At 53.1% G+C, this 23,486-nt stretch carries 22 protein-coding genes; 15 read left to right on the top strand and 7 right to left on the bottom strand.

Annotated elements, in window-relative coordinates; all coding sequences use genetic code 11:
• The first annotated feature begins 309 nt into the window (after positions 1–309).
• The 5 genes from OGV93_RS20095 (at position 310) to fadK (ending at position 5,395) form a co-directional block, all read left to right on the top strand.
• Complete coding sequence (locus OGV93_RS20095) at positions 310–1,074, top strand: electron transfer flavoprotein (protein ID WP_095715558.1); 765 nt, start codon at positions 310–312, stop codon at positions 1,072–1,074.
• Between the two features lie 21 nt (positions 1,075–1,095).
• The gene (locus tag OGV93_RS20100) at positions 1,096–2,031 is read left to right on the top strand and encodes an electron transfer flavoprotein subunit alpha (protein WP_049268708.1); all 936 of its coding nucleotides are present in this window, start codon (positions 1,096–1,098) and stop codon (positions 2,029–2,031) included.
• 54 nt (positions 2,032–2,085) lie between these two features.
• A complete protein-coding gene (locus OGV93_RS20105) occupies positions 2,086–3,375 on the top strand; it encodes an FAD-dependent oxidoreductase (RefSeq protein ID WP_095715557.1) in 1,290 nt (429 codons plus the stop codon).
• Positions 3,372–3,665, top strand: a complete 294-nt coding sequence (locus OGV93_RS20110; protein ID WP_016152887.1) for a ferredoxin family protein — start codon at positions 3,372–3,374, stop codon at positions 3,663–3,665. Before OGV93_RS20105 ends, OGV93_RS20110 begins: the two co-directional genes overlap by 4 nt.
• 83 nt (positions 3,666–3,748) lie before the next feature.
• Positions 3,749–5,395, top strand: coding sequence for a medium-chain fatty-acid--CoA ligase (fadK, locus tag OGV93_RS20115; RefSeq protein ID WP_287110063.1), 1,647 nt, complete (start codon positions 3,749–3,751; stop codon positions 5,393–5,395).
• 95 nt (positions 5,396–5,490) lie between these two features.
• Here fadK and ppsA read toward each other — a convergent pair whose 3' ends face one another.
• Positions 5,491–7,869, bottom strand: coding sequence for a phosphoenolpyruvate synthase (gene ppsA, locus OGV93_RS20120; RefSeq protein WP_016152885.1), 2,379 nt, complete (start codon positions 7,867–7,869; stop codon positions 5,491–5,493).
• Positions 7,870–8,197: 328 nt separating this feature from the next.
• Between ppsA and ppsR the strand changes: the two genes are divergently transcribed.
• The 8 genes from ppsR to OGV93_RS20160 all read left to right on the top strand — a co-directional run bounded on the left by ppsR (position 8,198) and on the right by OGV93_RS20160 (position 16,280).
• Positions 8,198–9,031 (top strand): posphoenolpyruvate synthetase regulatory kinase/phosphorylase PpsR, encoded by an 834-nt coding sequence (gene ppsR / locus OGV93_RS20125; RefSeq protein WP_016152884.1) that lies wholly within the window; start codon positions 8,198–8,200, stop codon positions 9,029–9,031.
• 126 nt (positions 9,032–9,157) lie between these two features.
• Positions 9,158–10,204, top strand: a complete 1,047-nt coding sequence (gene aroH / locus OGV93_RS20130) for a 3-deoxy-7-phosphoheptulonate synthase AroH (RefSeq protein WP_016152883.1) — start codon at positions 9,158–9,160, stop codon at positions 10,202–10,204.
• Between the two features lie 124 nt (positions 10,205–10,328).
• Positions 10,329–10,559, top strand: a complete 231-nt coding sequence (gene hemP, locus OGV93_RS20135; RefSeq protein WP_072034386.1) for a hemin uptake protein HemP — start codon at positions 10,329–10,331, stop codon at positions 10,557–10,559.
• A gap of 74 nt (positions 10,560–10,633) precedes the next feature.
• Positions 10,634–12,619: a TonB-dependent hemoglobin/transferrin/lactoferrin family receptor gene (locus OGV93_RS20140; protein ID WP_200084195.1), complete on the top strand. Its 1,986-nt coding sequence runs from the start codon at positions 10,634–10,636 to the stop codon at positions 12,617–12,619.
• 47 nt (positions 12,620–12,666) lie between these two features.
• The gene (chuS, locus tag OGV93_RS20145) at positions 12,667–13,698 is read left to right on the top strand and encodes a hemin-degrading factor (RefSeq protein ID WP_200013738.1); all 1,032 of its coding nucleotides are present in this window, start codon (positions 12,667–12,669) and stop codon (positions 13,696–13,698) included.
• Complete coding sequence (locus OGV93_RS20150) at positions 13,695–14,516, top strand: heme/hemin ABC transporter substrate-binding protein (protein WP_200084197.1); 822 nt, start codon at positions 13,695–13,697, stop codon at positions 14,514–14,516. The genes chuS and OGV93_RS20150 overlap by 4 nt, the downstream gene beginning before the upstream one ends.
• Complete coding sequence (locus tag OGV93_RS20155; RefSeq protein WP_200084198.1) at positions 14,516–15,508, top strand: FecCD family ABC transporter permease; 993 nt, start codon at positions 14,516–14,518, stop codon at positions 15,506–15,508. The genes OGV93_RS20150 and OGV93_RS20155 overlap by 1 nt, the downstream gene beginning before the upstream one ends.
• Positions 15,501–16,280: a heme ABC transporter ATP-binding protein gene (locus OGV93_RS20160; protein ID WP_287110065.1), complete on the top strand. Its 780-nt coding sequence runs from the start codon at positions 15,501–15,503 to the stop codon at positions 16,278–16,280. The genes OGV93_RS20155 and OGV93_RS20160 overlap by 8 nt, the downstream gene beginning before the upstream one ends.
• Here OGV93_RS20160 and selO read toward each other — a convergent pair.
• The 6 genes from selO to btuC form a co-directional block, all read right to left on the bottom strand.
• On the bottom strand, positions 16,277–17,719 hold the full coding sequence (gene selO / locus OGV93_RS20165; RefSeq protein WP_287110067.1) for a protein adenylyltransferase SelO: 1,443 nt from the start codon (positions 17,717–17,719) through the stop codon (positions 16,277–16,279). The two genes, OGV93_RS20160 and selO, sit on opposite strands and share 4 nt — an antisense overlap.
• Before the next feature lie 61 nt (positions 17,720–17,780).
• Complete coding sequence (locus tag OGV93_RS20170) at positions 17,781–18,494, bottom strand: EAL domain-containing protein (protein ID WP_094761880.1); 714 nt, start codon at positions 18,492–18,494, stop codon at positions 17,781–17,783.
• Positions 18,495–18,813: 319 nt separating this feature from the next.
• The gene (locus OGV93_RS20175) at positions 18,814–19,278 is read right to left on the bottom strand and encodes an NlpC/P60 family protein (protein WP_003832591.1); all 465 of its coding nucleotides are present in this window, start codon (positions 19,276–19,278) and stop codon (positions 18,814–18,816) included.
• A 77-nt stretch (positions 19,279–19,355) separates the two neighbouring features.
• Positions 19,356–20,105: a vitamin B12 ABC transporter ATP-binding protein BtuD gene (gene btuD / locus OGV93_RS20180; RefSeq protein WP_016152874.1), complete on the bottom strand. Its 750-nt coding sequence runs from the start codon at positions 20,103–20,105 to the stop codon at positions 19,356–19,358.
• Positions 20,105–20,656, bottom strand: coding sequence for a glutathione peroxidase (locus OGV93_RS20185; RefSeq protein WP_016156341.1), 552 nt, complete (start codon positions 20,654–20,656; stop codon positions 20,105–20,107). Before OGV93_RS20185 ends, btuD begins: the two co-directional genes overlap by 1 nt.
• A gap of 60 nt (positions 20,657–20,716) precedes the next feature.
• Complete coding sequence (gene btuC / locus OGV93_RS20190) at positions 20,717–21,697, bottom strand: vitamin B12 ABC transporter permease BtuC (RefSeq protein ID WP_131350579.1); 981 nt, start codon at positions 21,695–21,697, stop codon at positions 20,717–20,719.
• A gap of 304 nt (positions 21,698–22,001) precedes the next feature.
• Here btuC and OGV93_RS20195 point away from each other — a divergent pair, with 304 nt between their 5' ends.
• Both OGV93_RS20195 and OGV93_RS20200 read left to right on the top strand, forming a co-directional pair.
• Positions 22,002–22,160 carry a DUF1427 family protein gene (locus tag OGV93_RS20195; protein ID WP_049268801.1) on the top strand — a complete coding sequence of 53 codons (159 nt, stop codon included), beginning with the start codon at positions 22,002–22,004 and terminating at the stop codon, positions 22,158–22,160.
• Positions 22,161–22,244: 84 nt separating this feature from the next.
• The gene (locus OGV93_RS20200; RefSeq protein ID WP_287110069.1) at positions 22,245–23,459 is read left to right on the top strand and encodes a PfkB family carbohydrate kinase; all 1,215 of its coding nucleotides are present in this window, start codon (positions 22,245–22,247) and stop codon (positions 23,457–23,459) included.
• The last annotated feature ends 27 nt before the right edge of the window (positions 23,460–23,486 follow it).

Below are 23,486 nucleotides of genomic sequence, written 5' to 3' on the forward strand. Positions count from 1 at the left end.
TTAAGTCTGCATTAATAATTTACATATAAGAAACAAATTCAGCGCAGAGGCGATTAAAAACATGATGCATTTCGCAATTATTTTCACTGTCTTTGTGTTCCCGTTTTTTCCTCTGGGACGCACCGTCTGATTATTGCTGATAAACCAGGCATTCCCGGGACGTTTTTTTTGCAAGATTGTTGGCAATGAAAACAGATTTCCCCGTCGAAAACAGCCCTCCCTCTGTCGCAAACTATTTTCAGTCAATTTTCCCTACTGTCGATAATGACGCACCACGTCATCATCCACACGAGAATCACTGGAGATGCCATGAAAATAATAACCTGCTTTAAGTTGGTGCCTGAAGAACAGGACATTGTTGTTACCCCACAGCGCTCGCTTAACTTTGACCGGGCCGATGCCAAAATCAGCCAGTTTGACTTAAATGCGATAGAGGCCGCAGCGCAACTTAGCGCGGAGGGTGATGAAATCGTCGCCTTAACGGTGGGCGGGTCGCTACTACAAAACTCCAAAGTGCGTAAAGACGTGCTGTCCCGCGGTCCGGACAGTTTGTATATGGTGCAGGATCCACAACTGGAGCATTCATTACCCCGGGATACCGCTCAGGCGCTGGCCTGTGCGGCCAACAATATGGATTTCGACCTGATGCTGTTCGGTGAAGGATCGGGGGATATCTACGCGCAGCAGGTCGGCTTACTGGTTGGCGAACTATTACAGCTCCCGGTGATTAATGCCGTCAGCAACATCCAACGTAACGGCGATCGCCTTGTGGTTGAGCGCACGCTTGAAGATGAAGTCGAAGTAATTGATCTGCCGCTCCCCGCCGTACTGTGCGTGACGTCAGATATCAACACACCGCGTATTCCCTCGATGAAGGCGATTCTGGGCGCGGGTAAAAAACCGGTCACCCCGTGGCAAGCCAGCGATATTGGTTGGATACCTGCGTCACCGTTAGCGGAACTGGTGAGCCTTACCGTGCCGCCGCAAACCGAACGTCAGCACATCATTCTGGAAAATGACTCAGCAGAAGCCATTGCCGAACTGGCTGAACACCTGAAAAAAGCCCTGAACTAAGCCCAACGGAGAGAAATCATCATGAGTAAATTAGCCAACGTCTGGGTGTTCAGCGATAACGTAGAACGCTATGCAGAATTAATGGCCGGCGCTCGCCTGTGGGGTGAGCAGGTTCACCTTATCGTACAAGGCAGCGACCAGGCCAATCAGTTGCAAGCCCTGGGCGCCGATAAGATAGTCGTGCTCGACGCAACCTCCGGTTTACAGCGTGTTGAAAATTACGCTGAGACCATCGCCGCCCTGATGCAGGAACACGCCGGGCTGCTGCTGATGTCCGCGACTAAACGAGCCAAATCCCTTGGCGCACGCTTAAGCATTCAGCTCAACGCAGCGATGGTGAACGACGCCACATCGGTAACGCTGGATGCAGGCACACTGTTCGCCGAACACCGGATGTATGGTGGTCTGGCATTTGGCAAAGAAAAAATCAAAAGTACGCTGGCGATTATCACACTTGCTCCAGGCCAGCTTGAACCGGTCGCGGAAAACGCCTCACACAACTGCCCGGTTGTCTCAGCAACGTACATCGCGCCGCACCATGAAGTGATGTGCCTGGAGCGTCGTGCCAAATCCGTGAGCAGCGTGGATCTCAGCAAAGCTAAGCGCGTGGTGGGTGTGGGTCGCGGTCTGGTGGCGCAAAACGATCTGGAAATGGTGCGCCAACTGGCATCGGTGCTGGGTGCTGAAGTGGGTTGTTCACGACCGATTGCCGAAGGCGAAAACTGGATGGAACGCGAACGCTACATTGGCGTTTCTGGCGTGTTATTGAAATCAGACCTGTATCTCACACTGGGCATCTCAGGACAAATTCAGCATATGGTCGGCGGTAACGGCGCGAAAGTCATTGTCGCCATCAACAAAGATAAAAAAGCCCCTATTTTCAATTACGCCGATTACGGTCTGGTGGGCGACATCTACAAAGTGGTTCCGGCCCTTATCGACCATCTCAGCCGCTAACCCCGTTTAACGCACATCTCCCGCTGCCCTCGCGGCGGGAAAGGAGCATAAAGCATGTCAGATGAAAAATTTGATGCCATTGTGGTCGGTGCTGGTGTAGCGGGTACAATGGCAGGCTACGTTATGGCCCGGGCCGGACTGGACGTACTGGTCATCGAGCGCGGCAACAGTGCGGGCAGTAAAAATATGACCGGCGGGAGGCTCTACGCGCACAGCCTTGAGCGCATCATGCCCGGATTCGCGCAGGAAGCGCCTCTCGAACGTAAAGTCACCCGCGAAAAAATCTCCTTCCTGACCGAAGAGAGCGCCGTTACCCTCGACTTCCATCGTGAAAAAGACAACGCGCCAGCGCAGGACTCTTATACCGTTTTGCGCAACCGGCTTGACCCATGGCTAATGGAAAAAGCGGAACAGGCTGGCGTGCAGTTTATCCCCGGCGTGCGCGTCGACGCGCTAATTCGCGAAGGCAATAAGGTCACCGGAGTACAAGCCGGGGACGATATCCTCGAAGCCAATATTGTCATCCTAGCCGATGGCGTTAATTCTATGCTGGGACGGTCGCTGGGGATGGTTCCCCCCTCTTCTGCGCAGCACTATGCCGTTGGCGTAAAAGAGCTGATCGGCTTACCGTCAGCGGTGATTGCGGATCGGTTCAATCTGTCAGGCAACGAAGGTGCAGCCTGGCTGTTCGCAGGTTCACCGTCTGATGGACTGATGGGAGGCGGATTTCTGTATACCAACCAGGATTCCATCTCTCTGGGCCTGGTGTGTGGTCTGGGGGATATTGCCCATGCCACGAAAAGCATTCCGCAAATGCTGGAAGACTTTAAGCGACACCCGACTATTCGTCCGCTGATTGCCGGCGGGGAACTGCTGGAGTATTCCGCACATATGGTACCGGAAGGCGGTCTGGCAATGGTTCCGAAACTGGTTGATGACGGGGTAATGATCGTCGGCGATGCCGCTGGTTTCTGTCTGAATCTGGGTTATACCGTGCGCGGCATGGATTTGGCGATAGCTTCCGCAGAAGCCGCCGCCCAAACAGCCATTGCTGCAAAAGAGCGCCAGGATTACTCGGCCAGTAGCCTGATGGATTACAAACGCGCCCTCGAACAGGGCTGTGTGATGCGTGATTTACAGCATTTTCGCAAGATCCCGACGCTGATGGAAAACCCGCGCCTGTTTACCCAATATCCTCGCATGGTGGCCGATATCATGAACGATATGTTTACCGTTGACGGAAGCCCAAATCAGCCCGTTCGCAAGATGATCATGTCCCATGCCAGGCAGATTGGGCTGATGAACTTACTGAAAGACGGCATCAAGGGGGCCACCGCACTATGAATCAGGACACTAACGTTAACGTCGACGTCAAACTGGGCGTCAATAAATTTAATGTTGATGAAGGCCACCCGCACATCATTCTGGCTGAACATCCCGACCTTAATGAATTTCGCAAGTTGCTGAAAGCCTGCCCCGCCGGACTGTATAAACAGGATGAGAGTGGAAATATTCATTTTGATTCCGCAGGCTGCCTGGAGTGCGGCACCTGCCGGGTGCTGTGCGGTGACACGATCCTCACACAATGGGAATACCCGCTCGGAACATTTGGCGTTGATTTCCGCTACGGCTAACGGATTTTGCATGTTGTACGCCGGATTGGCCCCGCCTGGCCATCCGGTCAGATGTATGCCGAAATAATCCTGGGAATAACTTCATGAGTATCACACTTACGTTTAACGCCGAACGTCGCCAGGCCTGGCGACAACTGGGTTTATGGGGAGATGCTTCGCTTGGCGATTACTGGCACCAAACCGCCAGAGCCATGCCGGATAAAATCGCCGTGGTTGATAATCATGGCGCTTCATATACCTACGCTGCACTCGACGATGCTGCCAGCAGTCTGGCAACCTGGTTTGTAGCCTGCGGGATCCAACCCGGCGATCGCATTGCCTTTCAGTTGCCTGGCTGGTGCGAGTTCACCATTATCTACCTGGCCTGCCTGAAAACCGGGGCCGTTTCCGTACCACTGCTGCCTGCCTGGCGCGAAGCGGAACTGGTGTGGGTACTGAACAAATGCAAAGCGAAGATTTTTTTCGCACCGACGTTGTTTAAACAGACCCGACCGGTTGATCTGATCCTCCCCTTGCAAAATCAATTGCCGCATCTGCAAAAGATTGTCGCCGTAGATAAACTGGCACCGGCCACCGCTTCGCTGGCGTTCAGCCAACTGCTTCTGGCTCCGCCATTAACCCAGGCTATTAACGTTCACGCCGATGAACTGGCTGCCGTGCTGTTTACCTCCGGGACCGAGGGAATGCCGAAAGGCGTAATGTTAACCCACAACAATATCCTTGCCAGCGAACGCGCCTACTGTGCCCGACTCAATCTCACCTGGCAGGATGTGTTTTTGATGCCCGCCCCACTGGGACACGCTACCGGTTTTTTGCATGGCGTTACCGCGCCGTTTTTAATCGGCGCACGCAGCGTATTGTTGGATATATTCACCCCAACCGCCTGTCTTGAACTGCTCGAGCAACAACGCTGTACCTGCGTGCTCGGTGCAACCCCCTTCGTCTACGACATGTTGTGTAGTCTGGAAAAACGGCCCTGTGATCTCACATCACTACGTTTTTTCTTATGCGGTGGCACCACCATTCCGCAAAAGATTGCCCGTGCCTGCCAACAGCGCGGCATTAAATTGTTAAGCATCTATGGTTCGACGGAGAGCTCGCCGCATGCGCTGGTCAATCTCGACGATTCACTTTCACGCATAATGAACACCGATGGATATGCCGCCGCAGGCGTTGAAATTAAAGTCGTCGATGAAGCGCGCAATACGTTGCCTGCAGGGGTCGAAGGTGAAGAGGCCTCGCGTGGCCCCAATGTTTTTATGGGCTACCTCGATGAGCCTGAACTGACCGCCCGCGCGCTGGACAAAGATGGCTGGTATTACAGTGGCGACTTATGCCGCATGGACGAAGCGGGATACATCAAAATTACCGGGCGTAAAAAAGATATTATTGTGCGCGGCGGGGAAAACATCAGCAGCCGCGAAGTGGAGGATATTTTATTGCAGCATCCGCGCATTCATGATGCCTGCGTTGTCGCGATGCCAGACGATCGGCTAGGTGAACGGTCGTGCGCTTATGTGGTACTGAAACCGCCGCATCATTCGCTGTCGCTGGAATCAGTGGTGGCCTTTTTTAGTCGCAAACGGGTGGCAAAGTATAAATATCCGGAACACATCGTCATTGTCGAAACGTTACCGCGCACGGCGTCAGGCAAGGTACAAAAATACCAGCTGCGTCAGGATATCATTCAGCGTTTAAGCGTGGAGAGTGTGGAAAGCGTTGAAGGGTAAAATACCGGATGGCGATGCTAACACCTCTAATCCGGCCTACGTTGCATACTAACCGTAGGCCGGGTAAGGCATTTACGCCACCATCCGGCATGATGTTACTTCTTCAGTTCAGCCAGGCTCAGCCAGGTCTGCACGACGGTGTCCGGGTTCAGCGACAGACTGTCGATCCCCTCTTCCATCAGCCAGGCGGCGAAGTCTTCGTGATCGGATGGACCCTGACCGCAAATACCAACGTATTTGCCCTGTTTCTTGGCTGCACGAATCGCCATCGACAGCAGCGCTTTCACCGCGTCGTTACGTTCGTCAAACAGTTCAGAAACCACACCAGAGTCACGGTCCAGTCCCAACGCCAGCTGCGTCATGTCGTTTGAACCGATGGAGAAGCCGTCAAAGTACTCAAGGAACTGCTCGGCCAGCAAGGCGTTGGATGGGATCTCGCACATCATGATGATCTTCAGTCCGTTCTCACCGCGTTTCAGCCCCTGACGCGCCAGCTCTTCCACTACCGCTTTCGCCTGGGCAACGGTACGTACAAACGGTACCATCACTTCTACGTTAGTCAGGCCCATATCGTTACGGACACGTTTCACTGCGTCACATTCCAGCGCGAAACAGTCGCGGAAGCTATCAGCAATGTAACGGCCCGCCCCGCGGAAGCCCAACATCGGGTTCTCTTCATGCGGCTCATAACGCTCACCGCCGACGAGGTTGGCATATTCGTTGGACTTAAAGTCTGACATACGCACGATAACGCGTTTTGGATAGAACGCCGCACCCAGCGTGGCGATCCCTTCCGTCAGACGACCAACGTAGAATTCACGCGGGGAATCAAAACCTTTCATCATGCCGCGGATTTCGTTTTGCAGCTCAGGCGTCTGGTCATCGAACTCCAGCAACGCACGCGGGTGTACGCCAATCATGCGGTTGATGATAAATTCCAGACGCGCCAGGCCGACACCTTCGTTTGGCAGACAGGCGAAGTCGAAAGCCCGGTCCGGGTTACCCACGTTCATCATCACCTTCAACGGCAGATCCGGCATGGTCTCCACGCTGGAACTCTTCACGCTGAAGTCGAGCATCTCAGCATAAACATAACCGGTATCACCCTCGGCGCAGGAGACTGTGACTTTCTCACCGTCCTTCATACGCTCGGTGGCATCACCACAGCCAACCACGGCCGGGATCCCCAGTTCACGGGCAATGATCGCCGCGTGGCAGGTACGACCGCCACGGTTGGTGACAATCGCCGCCGCTTTCTTCATGATCGGTTCCCAGTCCGGGTCGGTCATGTCGGTAACCAGGACGTCGCCAGGTTCGATACGGTTCATTTCGCTGATGTCCTGAATGACTTTGACCGGACCCGCGCCAATGCGGTGACCGATAGCACGACCTTCAGCAATAATTTTACCCTGAGCATGCAGCGTATAACGCTCCATCACCTGGCCGCGCGAGCGCACAGTTTCCGGACGCGCCTGCACAATGAACAGCTTGCCGGTATGACCGTCTTTCGCCCATTCGATGTCCATCGGACGACCGTAGTGCTTCTCGATCTGTACCGCCTGCTTCGCCAGTTCCTGCACTTCTGCGTTGGTCAGGGAGAAAATGTCGCGCTGCTCCTGCGGTACATCTTCAATCGTCACCTGCTTGCCGTGTTCCTGGGTTGGCGCGTAGACCATACGGATTTTTTTCGAACCCATTGTGCGACGGACGATCGCCGGACGGTTTGCCGCCAGAGTCGGTTTGTGCACGTAGAATTCATCCGGGTTAACGGCACCCTGCACGACCATCTCGCCGAGGCCCCATGCGGAAGTGATGAACACCACCTGATCGAAACCGGATTCGGTATCGATGGAGAACATTACGCCGGAAGACGCGAGGTCTGAGCGCACCATCCGCTGAACGCCAGCAGAGAGCGCCACGCCACGATGGTCATAACCCTGGTGAACGCGATAAGAGATTGCACGGTCGTTAAACAGCGAGGCAAAGACGTGTTTGATAGCAACCAGTACGGCATCAAATCCCTGGACGTTGAGGAAGGTTTCCTGCTGACCGGCAAATGACGCATCTGGCATATCTTCTGCGGTGGCGGAAGAGCGCACGGCAAAAGAGGCATGGGCATCGTCTGCTGACAGCTGCGCGTAGGCATCGCGGACGGCATTTTCCAGCTCCGGCTGGAAAGGAGTGTCGATAATCCACTGGCGGATCTGTGCGCCGGCTTTCGCAAGCTCGGTGACATCGTCAATATCCGTTTTATCCAGCAGCTCATAAATGCGCTGGTTTACACCGCTCTGGTCCAGAAACTGGTTAAACGCATCGGCGGTCGTTGCAAAACCATTCGGTACGGAAACACCCATACCGGAAAGGTTAGTAATCATTTCACCCAGGGAGGCATTTTTGCCCCCAACTCTGTCTACATCATTCATGCCGAGTTGGTTATACCAAAGCACCAGCGGTGACGAGCCATTGTTGGACATCGAACAATCCTTATATATGAACGAGGTTAGGAAACTCAATTTTGCGTAATTATCTTTGCATATTTACTTCAGCGAAAAAAACGGTGAATCGTTCAAGCAACTTTATTTTTTATTTTTTCAGATTGTTTCCGCATTTGCGCAAACCCGCGAGCCACAGGGGATCACCACAAAAACTACCGGTATAAACATTTGTTCCGAAAAATGAAATGTACTTTTCAGTAAATATAAAAATACCGTTTCATTTTACAAAATAGATGCAGCAATATTCGCTTCTGGCGAATTTTAATTTATGCTTTCAGAGAATTATGTCAGCCCCAGGATGAGCAAAATGGATAATGCTGTTGATCGTCACGTATTTTATATTTCTGATGGTACGGCCATCACCGCCGAGGTATTGGGCCACGCGGTAATGTCACAATTTCCGGTTACGATCAGCAGCATTACGCTGCCGTTTGTGGAAAATGAGAGTCGTGCGCGAGCGGTTAAAGACCAGATTGACGCGATCTATCAACAAACTGGCGTGCGCCCTCTGGTGTTTTACTCTATCGTTTTGCCGGAAATTCGCTCGATCATTTTGCAAAGCGAAGGATTTTGTCAGGATATCGTGCAGGCGTTGGTTGCCCCACTGCAGCAAGAGATGAAGCTCGACCCTACGCCGATCGCCCATCGTACCCACGGCCTGAACCCCGGCAACCTTAACAAGTACGACGCGCGCATTGCCGCCATTGATTATACCCTCGCCCATGACGACGGTATTTCGTTGCGCAACCTCGATCAGGCGCAGGTGATCCTGCTTGGCGTTTCCCGTTGCGGTAAAACCCCGACCAGTTTGTATCTGGCCATGCAGTTTGGCATTCGCGCGGCCAACTACCCCTTTATTGCCGATGATATGGATAATCTGGTGCTGCCAGCGTCCCTGAAGCCGTTACAGCATAAATTGTTCGGCCTGACCATTGACCCTGAGCGCCTGGCGGCCATCCGCGAAGAGCGCCGGGAAAACAGCCGTTACGCCTCGATGCGCCAGTGCCGGATGGAGGTTGCTGAGGTGGAAGCGCTGTACCGGAAAAACCAGATCCCATGGCTGAACAGTACCAATTATTCGGTAGAAGAGATTGCTACCAAGATCCTCGACATCATGGGGCTGAATCGCCGCATGTACTAGAATGCTAGTGCATTGGTTCGATTTTTTGTTATTATGCTCGCCACCAGGCAGGATGAGTATGATATTGTGATATACATCACTTCCCGGTAGTCCTGCCGTTGAAGCAACAAATTTCTGAGACAAGTAATGAACAGAACCGATGAACTCCGTACTGCGCGTATTGACAACCTGGTCACTCCAGCAGAGCTTGCGCAACGGCATCCTGTTTCGTCCTCCGTCGCCCGTCATGTTACGGACTCCCGACGCCGGATAGAAAAAATATTAAATGGTGAAGACGCTCGTTTACTGGTGATCGTAGGTCCCTGCTCGATTCACGATCTTGATGCCGCCATGGAATACGCGACGCGTTTACAGGCGCTGCGCGAAAAACATCAGGCGCGTCTGGAAATCGTGATGCGCACTTATTTTGAAAAACCGCGCACCGTAGTGGGCTGGAAAGGCTTAATTTCCGACCCGGATTTAAACGGCAGCTACCGCGTGAACCACGGCATTGAACTGGCGCGCAAACTGCTGTTGCAGGTCAATGAACTGGGCGTACCCACGGCAACAGAATTCCTCGACATGGTGACCGGTCAGTTTATTGCCGATTTAATCAGTTGGGGAGCCATTGGCGCACGCACCACCGAAAGCCAGATCCACCGTGAAATGGCCTCTGCGCTTTCCTGCCCGGTCGGCTTTAAAAACGGTACGGATGGCAATACGCGTATTGCCGTCGATGCGATTCGCGCCTCCCGTGCCAGCCATATGTTCCTCTCTCCGGATAAAACCGGCCAGATGACCATTTATCAGACCAGCGGCAATCCTTACGGGCATATCATCATGCGCGGCGGTAAAAAGCCGAATTATTATGCTGAAGATATTGCCGCCGCCTGCGATACCCTGCACGAATTTTCCCTGCCTGAACATCTGGTGGTCGATTTTAGCCATGGCAATTGCCAGAAGCAGCATCGTCGTCAGTTAGACGTTTGTGATGATGTGTGCCAGCAAATTCGCAATGGTTCGACGGCGATTGCCGGGATTATGGCGGAGAGTTTCCTGCGTGAAGGTACGCAAAAAATCGTTAGCGGCCAGCCGCTGGTTTACGGCCAGTCCATTACCGACCCGTGCCTGAACTGGGAAGATACTGAACTGCTGGTTGAAAAACTCGCCTCTGCGGTTGATAGCCGTTTTTAATGCTGTTCGCCGGGTAACATCACGTTGCCCGGTGCTAATCCTTTGTTTTCCCCCTCCTTATTGTACAAAATCTATTCTCGTCACAATTATTTCACAAAAAGGCTTGCCGCAATTTTGCAGTTTGATGATAATGATTATCATTGTTAAATTGATTGTTATTTTTAAACACTATTCACGTATGGATAACACAACAACGCCCGCAAAAGAAAAAACACCGCCTGCCGTCGCGCCAAACGAGCGCCGAATTGACAGTAAAAGTCTGCTGGGCAAAGAGGGGCGCGTGATCATAGAACACGATGGTCAGCTCTATCTGCTGCGCCAGACACAAGCCGGAAAACTCATTCTGACCAAATAAACACCACTTTTCGCCAGCCACCCAGGTAGTACCCAGGCAGCCAGCGCTTTTCGATTTCCTAATGGAGAGTTGCTATGCCACACCTGCACACTGCATCCCTGCGCCCTTCGCTCTTGGCGCTGGCGATTATCAGTAACCTGCCCGCCGTCGCGTATGCGGCGGTAGAAGATATGACCGTCACCGCTACCGGCAATGCCCGAAGTGCTTTTGAAGCACCGATGATGGTCAGCGTGATTGATGCCACCGCGCCGGAAAACCAGACCGCCAGCTCGGCAGCCGACCTGTTGCGTACGGTTCCGGGCCTGACCCTTGACGGCACCGGTCGTACTAACGGCCAGGACGTGAATCTGCGCGGCTACGATCGACGTGGCGTTCTGGTGCTGGTTGATGGCGTTCGTCAGGGAACCGACACCGGACACCTGAACAGTACCTTCCTCGATCCGGCGCTGATCAAACGCATCGAGGTCGTCCGTGGTCCTTCTGCACTGCTGTACGGTAGCGGCGCGTTAGGTGGTGTGATCGCCTATGACACTGCGAATGCCAAAGATCTGCTGGAAGCCGGACAAAACAGCGGTTATCGCGTGTTCGGTACCGCGGCAACCGGCGATCACAGCCTCGGTATGGGCGCCAGCGCGTTTGGTCGCACCGATACGCTGGACGGACTGCTTGCCTGGTCCAGTCGCGATCGCGGTAATTTGCGCCAGAGCAACGGTACTACGGCACCAAACGACGAAGCGATTAACAATATGCTGGCGAAAGGCAGCTGGAAAATTGACAGCGCCCAGACGCTGGCCGGCTCGCTGCGTTACTACAACAATGACGCCCGTGAACCTAAAAACCCGCAAACCAGCGCGGCGGATGCCACCAGCAACCCGATGACCGATCGCTCAACCATCCAGCGCGACGCGCAACTGACCTACTCGATTGCTCCAGCCGACAATGACTGGTTGAACGCGGATGCCCGCGTCTACTGGTCCGAAGCACGCATTAATGCGCAAAACACGGATAACACCGGCGAGTTTCGCAAACAAACCACCAAAGGCGGCAAAATCGACAACCGCAGCCGTCTGTTTACCGACTCTTTTGCATCTCACCTGCTGACTTACGGCGGGGAATACTATCGTCAGGAACAACAGCCAGGCGGCGCAACCACCGGTTTCCCGGAGGCAAAAATCGATTTCAGCTCCGGTTGGCTACAAGATGAAATCACCCTGCGCGACCTACCGGTTACGCTGCTGGGCGGTACCCGTTATGACTCTTATCGCGGCAGCAGCGACGGCTATGAAGATGTCGATGCCGATAAATGGTCGTCCCGCGCCGGGCTCACCGTTGCGCCAACCGACTGGCTGATGCTGTTCGGATCATACGCTCAGGCCTTCCGTGCGCCGACCATGGGCGAGATGTATAACGATGCGAAACACTTCTCGATTGGCCGTTTTTACACCAACTACTGGGTACCGAACCCTAACCTACGCCCGGAAACCAACGAAACGCAGGAATACGGATTTGGCCTGCGCTTTGACGATCTGTTGATGGCGAGCGATGCGCTCGAATTTAAAGCCAGCTATTTCGACACCAAAGCGAAAGATTACATCTCCACCAGCGTCGACTTTGCCGCCGCGACAACCATGTCCCATAACGTACCCAACGCCAAAATCTGGGGCTGGGACGTGATGGCGAAATATTCCGCCGATCTGTTCAGCCTCGACATGGCCTATAACCGTACGCGCGGCAAAGATACAGACACCGGCGAATATATTTCCAGCATTAACCCGGATACCGTCACCAGCAAACTGAACGTACCGGTTGCGCACAGCGGTTTCTCCGTTGGCTGGATAGGTACCTTTGCTGACCGTTCAACGCATATCAGCAACAGCTACACGAAACAGCCCGGTTATGCGGTAAACGATTTCTACGTGAGCTATCAGGGCCAACAAGCGCTGAAAGGCATGACCACCACGCTGGTACTGGGCAACGCCTTCGACAAAGAGTACTGGTCGCCGCAGGGCATTCCGCAGGATGGTCGTAATGGCAAAATTTTCGTGAGTTATCAGTGGTAATCACTTTTCCCCGGTTCGCCGGGGCAGCAATCTGGAAGGAAGAGACAATGAATCATTACACACGCTGGCTGGAACTGAAGAAAGAAAATCCTGGCAAATACGCACGTGATATTGCGGGATTGATGAATATTAGCGAAGCCGAACTGACCTTCACGCGCGTCGGTCATGACGCCTGGCGCTTACGTGGCGAAGTGCGTGAAATCCTCGGCGCACTGGAAGCCGTCGGCGAAACCAAATGTATATGCCGCAACGAATATGCGGTGCATGAGCAGGTTGGTGCGTTTACCAATCAGCACCTGAACGGTCATGCCGGACTGGTACTCAATCCGCGCGCCCTCGACCTGCGCCTGTTCCTCAATCAGTGGGCAAGCGTGTTCCATATCAGCGAAACAACCGCCCACGGCGAACGTCAGAGCATTCAGTTCTTTGACCATCAGGGGGATGCGCTACTGAAGGTCTATGCCACACAGAATACCCTCATTGAGGAATGGGCTGCGTTGCTGACCCGTTTCATCTTCGCTGAAAACCCGCCTCTGGCGCTGCAACCCGCCCCCCCTTCTGCTCCAGCCACCGTCACGGTCGATGCGCAGACTGTTGATCAAGAGTGGCGAGCCATGACCGATGTACACCAGTTCTTCGGTCTGCTGAAACGCCACGATCTCACCCGCCAACAGGCGTTTAACCTGGTGGGCGACGATCTGGCCTGTAAAGTCGCAAATAGCGCTCTGGCGCAGTTACTCGACACCGCGCGCCAGGATGGCAATGAAATTATGGTCTTTGTGGGTAATCGTGGCTGCGTACAGATTTTTACCGGTGTGATAGAAAAACTGGTGCCGATGAAAGGCTGGCTGAATATATTCAACCCGACATTTACCTTACACCTACTGGAAGAGAGCGTGGCAGAAACATGGGTAACGCGCAAACCGACCGCCGATGGCCACGTCACCAGCCTGGAACTGTTTGCTGCCGACGGCACGCAAATCGCCCAGCTGTATGGTCAACGAACGGAAGGCGAACCGGAGCAGACGCAATGGCGCGCGCAAATTGACGCACTGACGCCGAAGGGGCTGGCCGCATGAAAAAACTGCTGGTCCTGATTGCGCTACTGCCCATCGTCGCGATGGCTGCGTCCAGGGAACGGGTTGTTGCTCTCGGTGGCGATGTCACCGAGATTGTATACGCACTGGGAGCACAGTCTTCCCTTGTGGCGCGAGACAGCACCAGCCAGTGGCCTGAAGCAGCAAACGCCCTACCTGATGTCGGTTATTTGCGCCAACTCAACGCCGAAGGGATCCTTGCCACCCGCCCTACACTGGTCCTTGCCAGCGCGCAGGCGCAGCCCTCTCTGGCGCTAAAACAGCTCGAACAGAGCAACGTCAGGGTTGTAACGCTCCCGGCAAGCAACGCGCTTAATGTGATTGATGAAAAAATTCGCGTCATCGCCGAAGCCACCCATAGGCAGGCCGATGGCGAAACGCTGCGCACCCGCTTCCGTCAGGAACTGGCGGCGCTGCCGTCATCTGAACTTAACAAACGCGTGCTGTTTATTCTCAATCATGGCGGGATGACCGCGATGGCAGCGGGCCAGCAAACCGCAGCCGATGCGGCTATTCGTGCCGCCGGTTTGCGCAACGCAATGCAGGGTGTTAACCGCTATCAGCCGCTGTCGCAGGAAGGTGTCATTGCCAGCCAGCCCGATCTGGTGGTGATTTCACAGGACGGCGTTAAGGCGATGGGGGGCGAAGATAACCTGTGGGCGCTGCCGGGCCTGGCGCAGACGCCTGCCGGACGAAATAAACAGGTATTGCAGGTTGACGATATGGCGCTGCTCGGCTTTAGCGTACGCACCCCGCAGGCCATTTTGCAGCTTCGCGCTAAAGCTGAGCAATTGCCCTGATGTCGCGACGTATCCGTTGTTCTTTATGGACACTCGCACTCATGTTGGTCGTGATGACAATCATGGCTACCGGTTTTGGCGCGTTGCGCCTGCCGGTAAGTATGCTGTGGCGTGATGGCGATGAGGCACTGCGTCAAATCTGGCTCACCATTCGCCTGCCCCGCGTCCTGCTGGCGCTGGTGATTGGCGGTTCTCTGGCGCTCGCGGGCTGCGTGATGCAGGGCCTGTTTCGCAACCCGCTTGCCGATCCGGGATTACTGGGGATAAGCAGCGGAGCCGCCTGCGCCGTCGCCCTGTGGGTAGTGCTGCCGGTCTCTTTGCCCGCGCTGCTAATGCTGTACGCCCCCATGCTGGCCGCTTTTCTCGGTGCGCTGGCTGCTACGGTGGTTATTTTTATCCTTAGCCAACAGCACGACGCTTCACTCTCACGTCTGCTGTTGGTCGGTATTGCCATCAACGCGCTGTGCGGGGCGGCGGTTGGCGTTCTGTCGTGGGTCAGTAATGACGCGCAACTGCGCCAGCTGTCGCTATGGGGGATGGGCAGTCTGGGGGCCGCGCAATGGTCCACGCTGCTGGCTGTCACTTCATTGACTGTCCCGACGGTGCTGATCATCTGGCGTCTGGCACCGGCGCTGAACCTGCTGCAGTTAGGTGAGGAAGAGGCGCATTACCTCGGCGTAGATGTGCGTACCGTTCAGCGTGTTTTGCTACTTTGTAGCGCATTGCTGGTTGCCGCAGCCGTGGCGGTAAGCGGCGTAATAGGCTTCATCGGGCTGGTTATCCCGCATCTGATGCGCATGTGGCTCGGCTCAGACCATCGGGCCGTTATCCCAGGTTCCGTGCTGGCGGGCGCATTTTTATTGCTGATAGCCGACACGCTGGCCCGTACGGCGGTTGCGCCTGCGGAAATGCCGGTCGGTTTGCTAACCAGTCTTCTGGGCGCACCGTGGTTTTTATGGCTTATTTTTCGTCAGCGAGGACCTCATGGCTGAACATTTCATCGCTGAAGGGCTTCACTATCGCGTCGCGGGCAGAGCGGTGATTGACGACGTCACTCTTGCTCTCGAAAAAGGTGAACTGGTGGCGCTCATCGGCCCAAACGGTGCGGGGAAATCCACCCTGCTGCGCCTGCTGACCGGTTTTCTGAAACCGGCTACAGGGCGCTGCGTGCTGGCGGGTAAACCGCTGGATGAATGGCATAGCCAAACACTGTCGCGGCATCGGGCGGTGATGCGCCAGCAAACGCAGTTGGGATTTGACTGGCCGGTAGAGGCCGTCATCGCGATGGGGCGTGCGCCCTGGACCTCGCGGTCGGAACCTCGACTTATCGCTCAGGTGATGGAAATGACCGGATGTACACCGCTGGCGGGCCGGCAATACGCCGCGCTTTCCGGCGGCGAACAACAGCGAGTACAGTTAGCCCGTGCACTGGCGCAACTTTGGTGCGACGGCGCGCCTCGCGGCTGGTTATTCCTTGATGAGCCGACCTCTGCGCTGGATCTTTACCACCAGCAGCATCTGTTGCGCTTGCTGAAGACGCTTACCGCTTCACAAGAGCTGCATGTGTGCATTGTGCTTCACGATCTGAATCTCGCCGCACTGTGGGCAGACAGAATAGTGTTGCTGCACAACGGCAGGCTGGTGTCGCAGGGAACGCCTGAGGTCGTGTTACAGGCCGATGACCTGAAACGCTGGTATGGCGCGCAGGTACACGTTGGCCAGCATCCGGCCAACGGATCCCCGCAGGTATTTCTGGCCCCTTAGCTTGAACAGCTCACTTCCAGCCGTTTGCCCCAGTCAGGTGGACGGCTGACATAGTCATCATCACGATCGATAAATGGGGTACGCAACGCCTCGTGTAACCGATGCAGCTCGGCGTAATCCCCCTGCTCTGCCTGATTAATCGCCCGTTGCGCCAACCAGTTACGCAATACCATCGCCGGATTAGCCGCCTTCATCTGCGTTTGTCTGTCTGCGTCGGCAATGTTGTCTTGCTGCAGGCGTGAGCGATACCGCGTGAACCAGTCGTCAAACGCTGCGCGGTCGATAAACTCATCGCGCAGCGGGGATTGCGCGCTGTGTTGTTCCGTCTGACTGAGCATGCGAAATGTTCGGGTATAGTCGCTTCTTTCCCGCGCCATCAGGTTAAACAGTTCACTAAGCAGTTCGTTATCGTTTTTTTGCTCGCTAAAGAAGCCAAGCTTTTGTCGCATCCGCTGACCGTAGCGTGTTAACAGCGCCAGTTGATAACTGTCCAGCGCATCATTAAGCGCCTCCACCGGGATAAATGGCGACAGAGTTTGCGCCAGACGTTGCAGGTTCCAAAGCGCCGCGGCCGGTTGATTATCGAAACTGTATCGCCCCTGGTTGTCTGAGTGGTTGCAGATAAAATCGGGCACGTAGTCATCAAGAAAACCGAATGGACCGTAATCCATCGTCAGTCCCAGAATCGACATGTTGTCGGTGTTCATGACACCATGTGCAAATCCCACCGCCTGCCAGTCCGCGATTAACGTCGCAGTACGCGTGACAACATCGTTAAACCACAGCTGATACTTATCGGCTTCTTCCTGCCATTGTGGCCAATAATAGCGAATCGCAAAGTCAGCCAACTGGCGCACTTTTTCCGGCTCGCGGCGATAGTAAAAATGCTCAAAATGGCCAAAGCGCAGATGGCTTTGCGCCACGCGAATGAGCATCGCCCCTGATTCTACCGTTTCGCGATACACCGGCGTGTCGCTGGTAACAATCGACAATGCCCGCGTGGTCGGTATTCCCAGGTAATGCATCGCTTCGCTGGCCAGGCTTTCGCGAATTGTCGAGCGCAGTACGGCGCGACCATCCCCCATACGGGAATAAGGCGTAAGTCCGGCGCCTTTCAGGTGCCAGTCACACGTTGAGCCGTCAGCGAGCTGTTGTTCGCCCAACAAGATCCCGCGTCCATCGCCAAGCTGGCCCGCCCAGACGCCAAATTGATGTCCGCTATAAACTTGCGCTAAAGGCGACATCCCGGGAAGCAACGATTCACCGCCCCAAACACCGGCTCCGGTTGGAATATCAAATAGTGTCTCTGGAATAGCTAATTGCTCCGCCAGCGCATCGTTATGCCAGATCAGGCGCGCGTTTTTCAGGGGAGTGGGTGAAAGTGCTGTATAGGTTGCTGGTAATTCATCACGCCAGCGGGTGGTAAAAGACAGGGTCATAGGGCCTCCTGTCTCTAGTGTAGACTGTTAAAAGCCTGTTAAACACCAGCAAATATGAGGGTTATATCTTCGCGAGCGAAATTATCTGCGCGGGGGGCACAGCAGGCCACAGCGCGCCCTGCATGGCGCTGAATCCCAGAGGCAGTACGCGCGCTAACATCTCGGGTGTATCAATACCGCTGATGATAATTGACTCACTGCTGGGAAATAGCTGTGCCAGGATAGCCCGCATAAATGGCTCAAACGAAATATGTGTAATCCTTTGTTGAACAAAGTATTTATCGAGCACGACGCGTTTGAACAGCCCATCAAAAATTGCCCGGTTTGATATGCCGCCAGCACCATAGTTTGTCAGTACTAATGGAAATCGCGCCGCCAGTGCTGCCAGCGTTGGATTCGCTTTTCCATTATTTAACTCTGGATAGTTTTCATTAATAGCCAGTTCCAGAAATGACAATCGTTCAACTTGTGAAGCAAATTTAGTATCTGATAATAAAGTATTAGCAATTGCCGGCGTTAAATTAATCCAGGCAGAAACCTTTCGTTGAATAAAAAAATGTTGGCACGTTTCGATTAATTCAAGCTTTTCGGTAAATAAGCGACATTGCTCTTCGTCCGACATCCGAGGTAGGACCAGCTCGGTGGGTATACGCACATCCCCCTGCGCACTGGCAAAACTGGTAATGATATCTACGTATTCAAGATCGCCTTTTTCGTTTCTCGCAGGGAGAAAAGAGAACTCTGAATGGTAAAGAGTATCCATTGAAACAATCATCGTGCCAGCCCCTCTGCATAGGTGTTATCCGGCATCCTGTAGCAAAGGATGGAGAAATACGTTATTGCTGATGCAAGTAGAGGCCCTTTCATTTTTCCCTTTATAGCCAGTAAATCGAATCCCTTTTTTTTAGCTTATCCTGATTATAAGCGAATATCCAGCTTTGCACTTTTTAATATCTCGGAATAAATCATATTTTTAGCAAGATACGCTCTTAATGTTCAGGGGTATTGTCCGGCTGGCGGCAGAAATAAGAAGTTACTAACAAATGGAAATGTCGAGGCTACTCAGCCGTAGGCAGCCTCGTGACTGATGAGGATTAAATACGTCGCGCCTGCCAAAAGTTTTTGCGCCAGTAAACGTTGTCCAGTGACGAGCGCATCACACCACGGCTGGTTGAGGCATGAATAAATTGATTATTGGTGTCGTAAATTCCGACATGCAGACCGCTTTCCCCAGAACCGGTTTTAAAGAACACCAGATCGCCGGGCAGCAAATCATCTTTATCAATTTCGGTACCAATCTTTGATTGCGTGCGCGTATCACGCGGGAGTTGCAGATCGAATTTATCGCGCATTGTCATCAATACAAATCCAGAACAATCCACTCCGCTACGGCTCATGCCGCCATAACGATAGGGTGTGCCATGCCAGGTTTGTAGCTGGTCATTAAGCCCGGCGATAACGGCGATAGAATCCGACAAGCGGGCATTTGGCGCAGGAGCACGATGGCTGCTGCAGCCCGCCAAAAACAATGCTGTGATGAAAAGAAGCCAAAAGCGCATTCAGGACGAATCCTCTGAATTATATTTTTATGTCAATTTAGCGTGGAAATTATATGATTTTCAAGAACCCATTTAACTTAAGTGGTTGATATGAGCATTCTGTGGCCTTCAATATCCAAACGACGGAAGTTCACGCCATAAGCCGCAGACAGATTGGCCGGCGTTAGTACCGTATCACGAGCACCACTGGCAAGCAGCTTCCCGCGTTTGAGGAGCCAGGCCTTGTGCGCATGACGTAAGGTATGATTAAGGTCATGGCTGCTCATTACAATCGCGATGCCCTGCAAACACAGCTGACCCAGCATCCGGTCCAGCGCATTTTGTTGCGCCACGTCCAGGCTGTTCATCGGCTCATCCAGCAGCAAAAGCTGGCCGAATGGATTCGCTTGTGGGCAAATCTGCAGGATAACCGCAGCCAGGCGCACGCGCTGCCACTCACCGCCGGAGAGCTGATTCACGCTGCGTCCCAGCTTATCCCCAAGCCCAAGCGCATCGGCGACTTCCTGTAACAGATCGGTGCGTGCTTTATCGGGTTGATGCAGCGTCAGAAAATGCCAGACCGGCATCGCAAACGGCGGGTTTTGCTGTTGCGCAAGATAAGCACGATATTGCGCCAGCTTTGCTGCCGGCCATTCATCCAATGACACATCACCAAAGGTGATGCTGCCCTTGCCGGTCGTCAGCCCCGCCATTCGCGCCAACAGCGTGCTCTTTCCTGCGCCGTTAGGTCCCACTAAATGCAGGATCTCCCCTGCTTTTATCTCACCAGAAAGCGGGCCGAGTCGGGTCGATTCTGCTACGTCCTGTAGCTGCATCAATCGAGACATTAGTTTGCCAGCGCCGTCTTGATGGATTGCACCAGAACAGGATCCTCAGGCGTCATATCGGGTGAAAATCGTTGCAGTACCTGACCATCCCGACCCACTAAAAACTTCTCGAAATTCCACAGAATATCGTCCGGGTAGAGCGGCGCCCGACCTTTACTCGCCATACGCTCATAGAATCCACTATCCGCAGGCGCAACGGCGGTTGGCGCGGCATCAATCAGTTTCTGATACAGCGGATGGCGTCCCTCGCCGTTGACCTCAATTTTGCTGAACATCGGGAAGGTAACGCCCCAGGTGGTACTGCAGTACGTTTTTATTTCCTCTTCACTGCCCGGCTCCTGGCCCAGAAACTGGTTGCAGGGGAACCCAAGAACGGTAAAGCCCTGCTGATGCCAGGCTTTCTGCAGATTCTCCAGTTGCTCATATTGCGGCGTTAGACCACATTTTGAAGCAACGTTGACGATTAACAGCACATTTCCGGCATACGGCTGCAGTGAGGTCACCTCGCCGTCGATGGTCGTCACGTCTGTATCGAGGATAGTGTTTTGCATAGCATCTCCAGAACAACAGGTGGATTTTCAGTTTTTAATCATAGACCGAATCAACGCGTTCTAGCGCGCGGCTTTTAACAATAGCCAGATAAATACCGGTGCGCCCATGGTGGCCGTCACCACGCCAATTGGCAGCTCAGCCGAGGCCAGCACCAGACGCGCGACAACATCAGCCAACAGTAATACGATAGCGCCAGCCAATGCGCAGCCCGGCAGTAACACGCGATGATCGGTTAAGCCGCACAGCCGCAGAATATGTGGGATCACAAGCCCAATAAAGCCAATCGCTCCCGCCAGAGCCACGCTTACGCCAACCATCCAGCCCGTGGCGACCACCAGCAGGTTGCGCCAGAACCATAATGGCAATCCCAACTGACGTGCAGAAGTCTCTCCCAGCGCCAGCATATTCATCGGCTGCGACTGACAGCAGATCCACACCAGCACTGGAATCAACGCCACCATGAGCCAGGCCTGATGCCAGTCAACGCCACCAAAGCCCCCCATCATCCAGTACATTAGCTGTCGCAAATCAAAAGAAGTGGAGAAGTAGATGGCCCATGTCATCAGCGCGCTACAGATAATGCCCAGCGCCACCCCCGCCAACAGCAGACGGCTGGTAGACAAATGACGGCGGGCAAAACGGAGCAGAATAAGCGTGATAATCAGCGCCCCAGCGATGGCGCATAAACCCAACGCCCAGCCGGGGAGCTGCCCCTGCCCCAGCAGCACCGCCGCGATGAGCCCGACGCCCGCGCCATTAGACACACCCAGTAATCCAGGCTCTGCGAGCGGGTTTTCAAAGAGAGCTTGCATCACTGCGCCAGATAAGGCCAACGCAGCACCAACCAGCAAAACGGCGAGGGTACGGGGAAATCGGATTTGCCAGACGAACAGATCGCCGCGGGCGCTGAACCAGTCGCCGGGGGCGATCCACTGTTCTCCTGCGCATAAGCTAATCACGAGCATGGCCAATAGCAACAGCGATAAAGTGCCTAACCAGTATCGGTCTCGCCGACGTTGTAATTGTGCAAAAGGTTGCATGTTTATACTTTTTTTATGGGTTATCTCATTAATTTTACGATGAAAGCAAAAAACATGGAAGGAAGCTCTACCGCAAATGAGGCAATGGCCCAAAACAGCATGAACCTTAGACTTTTGCATAATGCAATGCTGGCAGCAATACCAGGTAGTAGCTGTCATTATTAATATCGTTCCTGAGATTAAATAAATAACCACAACCGGACAGGATGTCCGGTTGCAGAAGTTTTGTGTGATTGTCTTCTCATCAATACGTAAATATATTGTGTAGTCTTCGTATCATCATAACATCCTCAGGAATTATCTTATGGATATAATTCTTTCGCTTATTGCCGGTGCGATTATTGGTTTCATATTTACATTAATAAAACTTCCCATTCCAGCCCCTACTGTCTGGCCTGGTGTATTTGGTATCATCGGTGTGCTTAGTGGTAATCAGATCTTTAACTATTTATTCAACAAATAAATTCATTCACCAAAAAATTAACACATAGAAAAAATAAACTTATTACATGGACCTCTCATCACATTCATGAAAAGTGAGGATTAGATGCCCTGTCGTTACAAAAAACAGCGTCTTCGCTATATTTTAACACTACTCAAAAAACAAGGAAGTGTACAAATATCATCTCTTGTTAAGGTACTTGATGTTACGGAAAGAACACTCCGCCGCGACATCAATGACCTCGTAAAAACAGGACATGTCCGCTCATGCTATGGAGGTGCTGTATATAATCACGACAATGCATTCCCATTATATGAGAACAACTCTCTTTATTTGCACCAAAACATCATCATTAACCAATCAAAGATCGAACGAGAAATATCAATGAACGAAAACAATGGGAAAGTTTACATTCTGGGTTCATTTAATACCGACTTAGTATATCGGCTTCACCGTTTTCCTATTTCAGGAGAAACCACGCGCGCGCTTTTTTCCTGTTGTTTACCCGGAGGGAAAGGCAGCAACCAGGCGATAGCATCCGCACAAGCCAATGCTCGCACTTATTTTACAGTCAAATTAGGTGAAGATGAGTTTTCAACCAAAGCCCAGCATTTTTTAAATGGCGTAGGATTAGAAAAACTAACCATCTTTACCAAAAATGATGCACCAACCGGCAGTGCCGTAGTGATGATATCCGAAGAGGCTGGCGATAATGTAATCGTTATTAATCCAGGGGCTAATCAGGAAATAACGAGTGAAGAAATTATATCCTGTTATGACGAGATAGGCACCGCCAATGTTTTTTTGACGCAGATGGAAAACAATCCTGATGCTACAGCTCAAGCTATTAAGTTCGCACATGCCGCCGGGGTGATGACAATCCTGAATCCAGCACCATGGCGCAAGGAAGTGACAGATCTTCTCCGCTGGACACACATCCTGACCCCAAACCTCACAGAAGCAGAGGCGATAATTGGCAAGGCTATTCGTACGCCAGACGATATTCGTCAGGCCGCCGAAACCATGCACCAAATGGGACCACAATATATTCTAATTACGTTAGGCAAAGATGGGTGCTGGTTATTTGATGGTTCTACTCACCAACAGTTCCCGGCATATCCCGCCGTTAATATTGATACATCCGGCGCCGGTGATGCATTTAATGGTGCACTCGCTGCACGACTTGCCTGTGGAGAAAATATTGCCAACGCAATTCATTACGCCTGTGTATTTGCAGCACTGGCCGTAGAGCGTGAAGGCGCAGCCAATATGCCATCCCATGAACTCGTATTAAAACGATTAGCTTGTACTAAATACTGATATTAACCCACCACAAAAATAGGGATA

It is taken from the genome of Citrobacter sp. Cb031, assembly GCF_030336725.1.
Classification (GTDB): Bacteria; Pseudomonadota; Gammaproteobacteria; order Enterobacterales; family Enterobacteriaceae; genus Citrobacter; species Citrobacter braakii.

Excerpts from the sequence above, each read along its gene's own strand:
- OGV93_RS20095 (WP_095715558.1), top strand. The coding sequence starts at position 310 with ATGAAAATAATAACCTGCTTTAAGTTGGTGCCTGAAGAACAGGACATT.
- OGV93_RS20100 (WP_049268708.1), top strand. The coding sequence starts at position 1,096 with ATGAGTAAATTAGCCAACGTCTGGGTGTTCAGCGATAACGTAGAACGC.
- fadK (WP_287110063.1), top strand. The coding sequence starts at position 3,749 with ATGAGTATCACACTTACGTTTAACGCCGAACGTCGCCAGGCCTGGCGA.
- hemP (WP_072034386.1), top strand. The coding sequence starts at position 10,329 with ATGATAATGATTATCATTGTTAAATTGATTGTTATTTTTAAACACTAT.
- chuS (WP_200013738.1), top strand. The coding sequence starts at position 12,667 with ATGAATCATTACACACGCTGGCTGGAACTGAAGAAAGAAAATCCTGGC.
- OGV93_RS20105 (WP_095715557.1), top strand. The coding sequence starts at position 2,086 with ATGTCAGATGAAAAATTTGATGCCATTGTGGTCGGTGCTGGTGTAGCG.
- OGV93_RS20175 (WP_003832591.1), bottom strand. The coding sequence starts at position 19,278 with ATGCGCTTTTGGCTTCTTTTCATCACAGCATTGTTTTTGGCGGGCTGC.
- OGV93_RS20200 (WP_287110069.1), top strand. The coding sequence starts at position 22,245 with ATGCCCTGTCGTTACAAAAAACAGCGTCTTCGCTATATTTTAACACTA.
- btuD (WP_016152874.1), bottom strand. The coding sequence starts at position 20,105 with ATGTCTCGATTGATGCAGCTACAGGACGTAGCAGAATCGACCCGACTC.
- ppsR (WP_016152884.1), top strand. The coding sequence starts at position 8,198 with ATGGATAATGCTGTTGATCGTCACGTATTTTATATTTCTGATGGTACG.
- OGV93_RS20150 (WP_200084197.1), top strand. The coding sequence starts at position 13,695 with ATGAAAAAACTGCTGGTCCTGATTGCGCTACTGCCCATCGTCGCGATG.
- ppsA (WP_016152885.1), bottom strand. The coding sequence starts at position 7,869 with ATGTCCAACAATGGCTCGTCACCGCTGGTGCTTTGGTATAACCAACTC.
- OGV93_RS20110 (WP_016152887.1), top strand. The coding sequence starts at position 3,372 with ATGAATCAGGACACTAACGTTAACGTCGACGTCAAACTGGGCGTCAAT.
- OGV93_RS20185 (WP_016156341.1), bottom strand. The coding sequence starts at position 20,656 with ATGCAAAACACTATCCTCGATACAGACGTGACGACCATCGACGGCGAG.
- OGV93_RS20195 (WP_049268801.1), top strand. The coding sequence starts at position 22,002 with ATGGATATAATTCTTTCGCTTATTGCCGGTGCGATTATTGGTTTCATA.
- OGV93_RS20140 (WP_200084195.1), top strand. The coding sequence starts at position 10,634 with ATGCCACACCTGCACACTGCATCCCTGCGCCCTTCGCTCTTGGCGCTG.
- selO (WP_287110067.1), bottom strand. The coding sequence starts at position 17,719 with ATGACCCTGTCTTTTACCACCCGCTGGCGTGATGAATTACCAGCAACC.
- OGV93_RS20155 (WP_200084198.1), top strand. The coding sequence starts at position 14,516 with ATGTCGCGACGTATCCGTTGTTCTTTATGGACACTCGCACTCATGTTG.
- aroH (WP_016152883.1), top strand. The coding sequence starts at position 9,158 with ATGAACAGAACCGATGAACTCCGTACTGCGCGTATTGACAACCTGGTC.
- OGV93_RS20170 (WP_094761880.1), bottom strand. The coding sequence starts at position 18,494 with ATGATTGTTTCAATGGATACTCTTTACCATTCAGAGTTCTCTTTTCTC.
- btuC (WP_131350579.1), bottom strand. The coding sequence starts at position 21,697 with ATGCAACCTTTTGCACAATTACAACGTCGGCGAGACCGATACTGGTTA.
- OGV93_RS20160 (WP_287110065.1), top strand. The coding sequence starts at position 15,501 with ATGGCTGAACATTTCATCGCTGAAGGGCTTCACTATCGCGTCGCGGGC.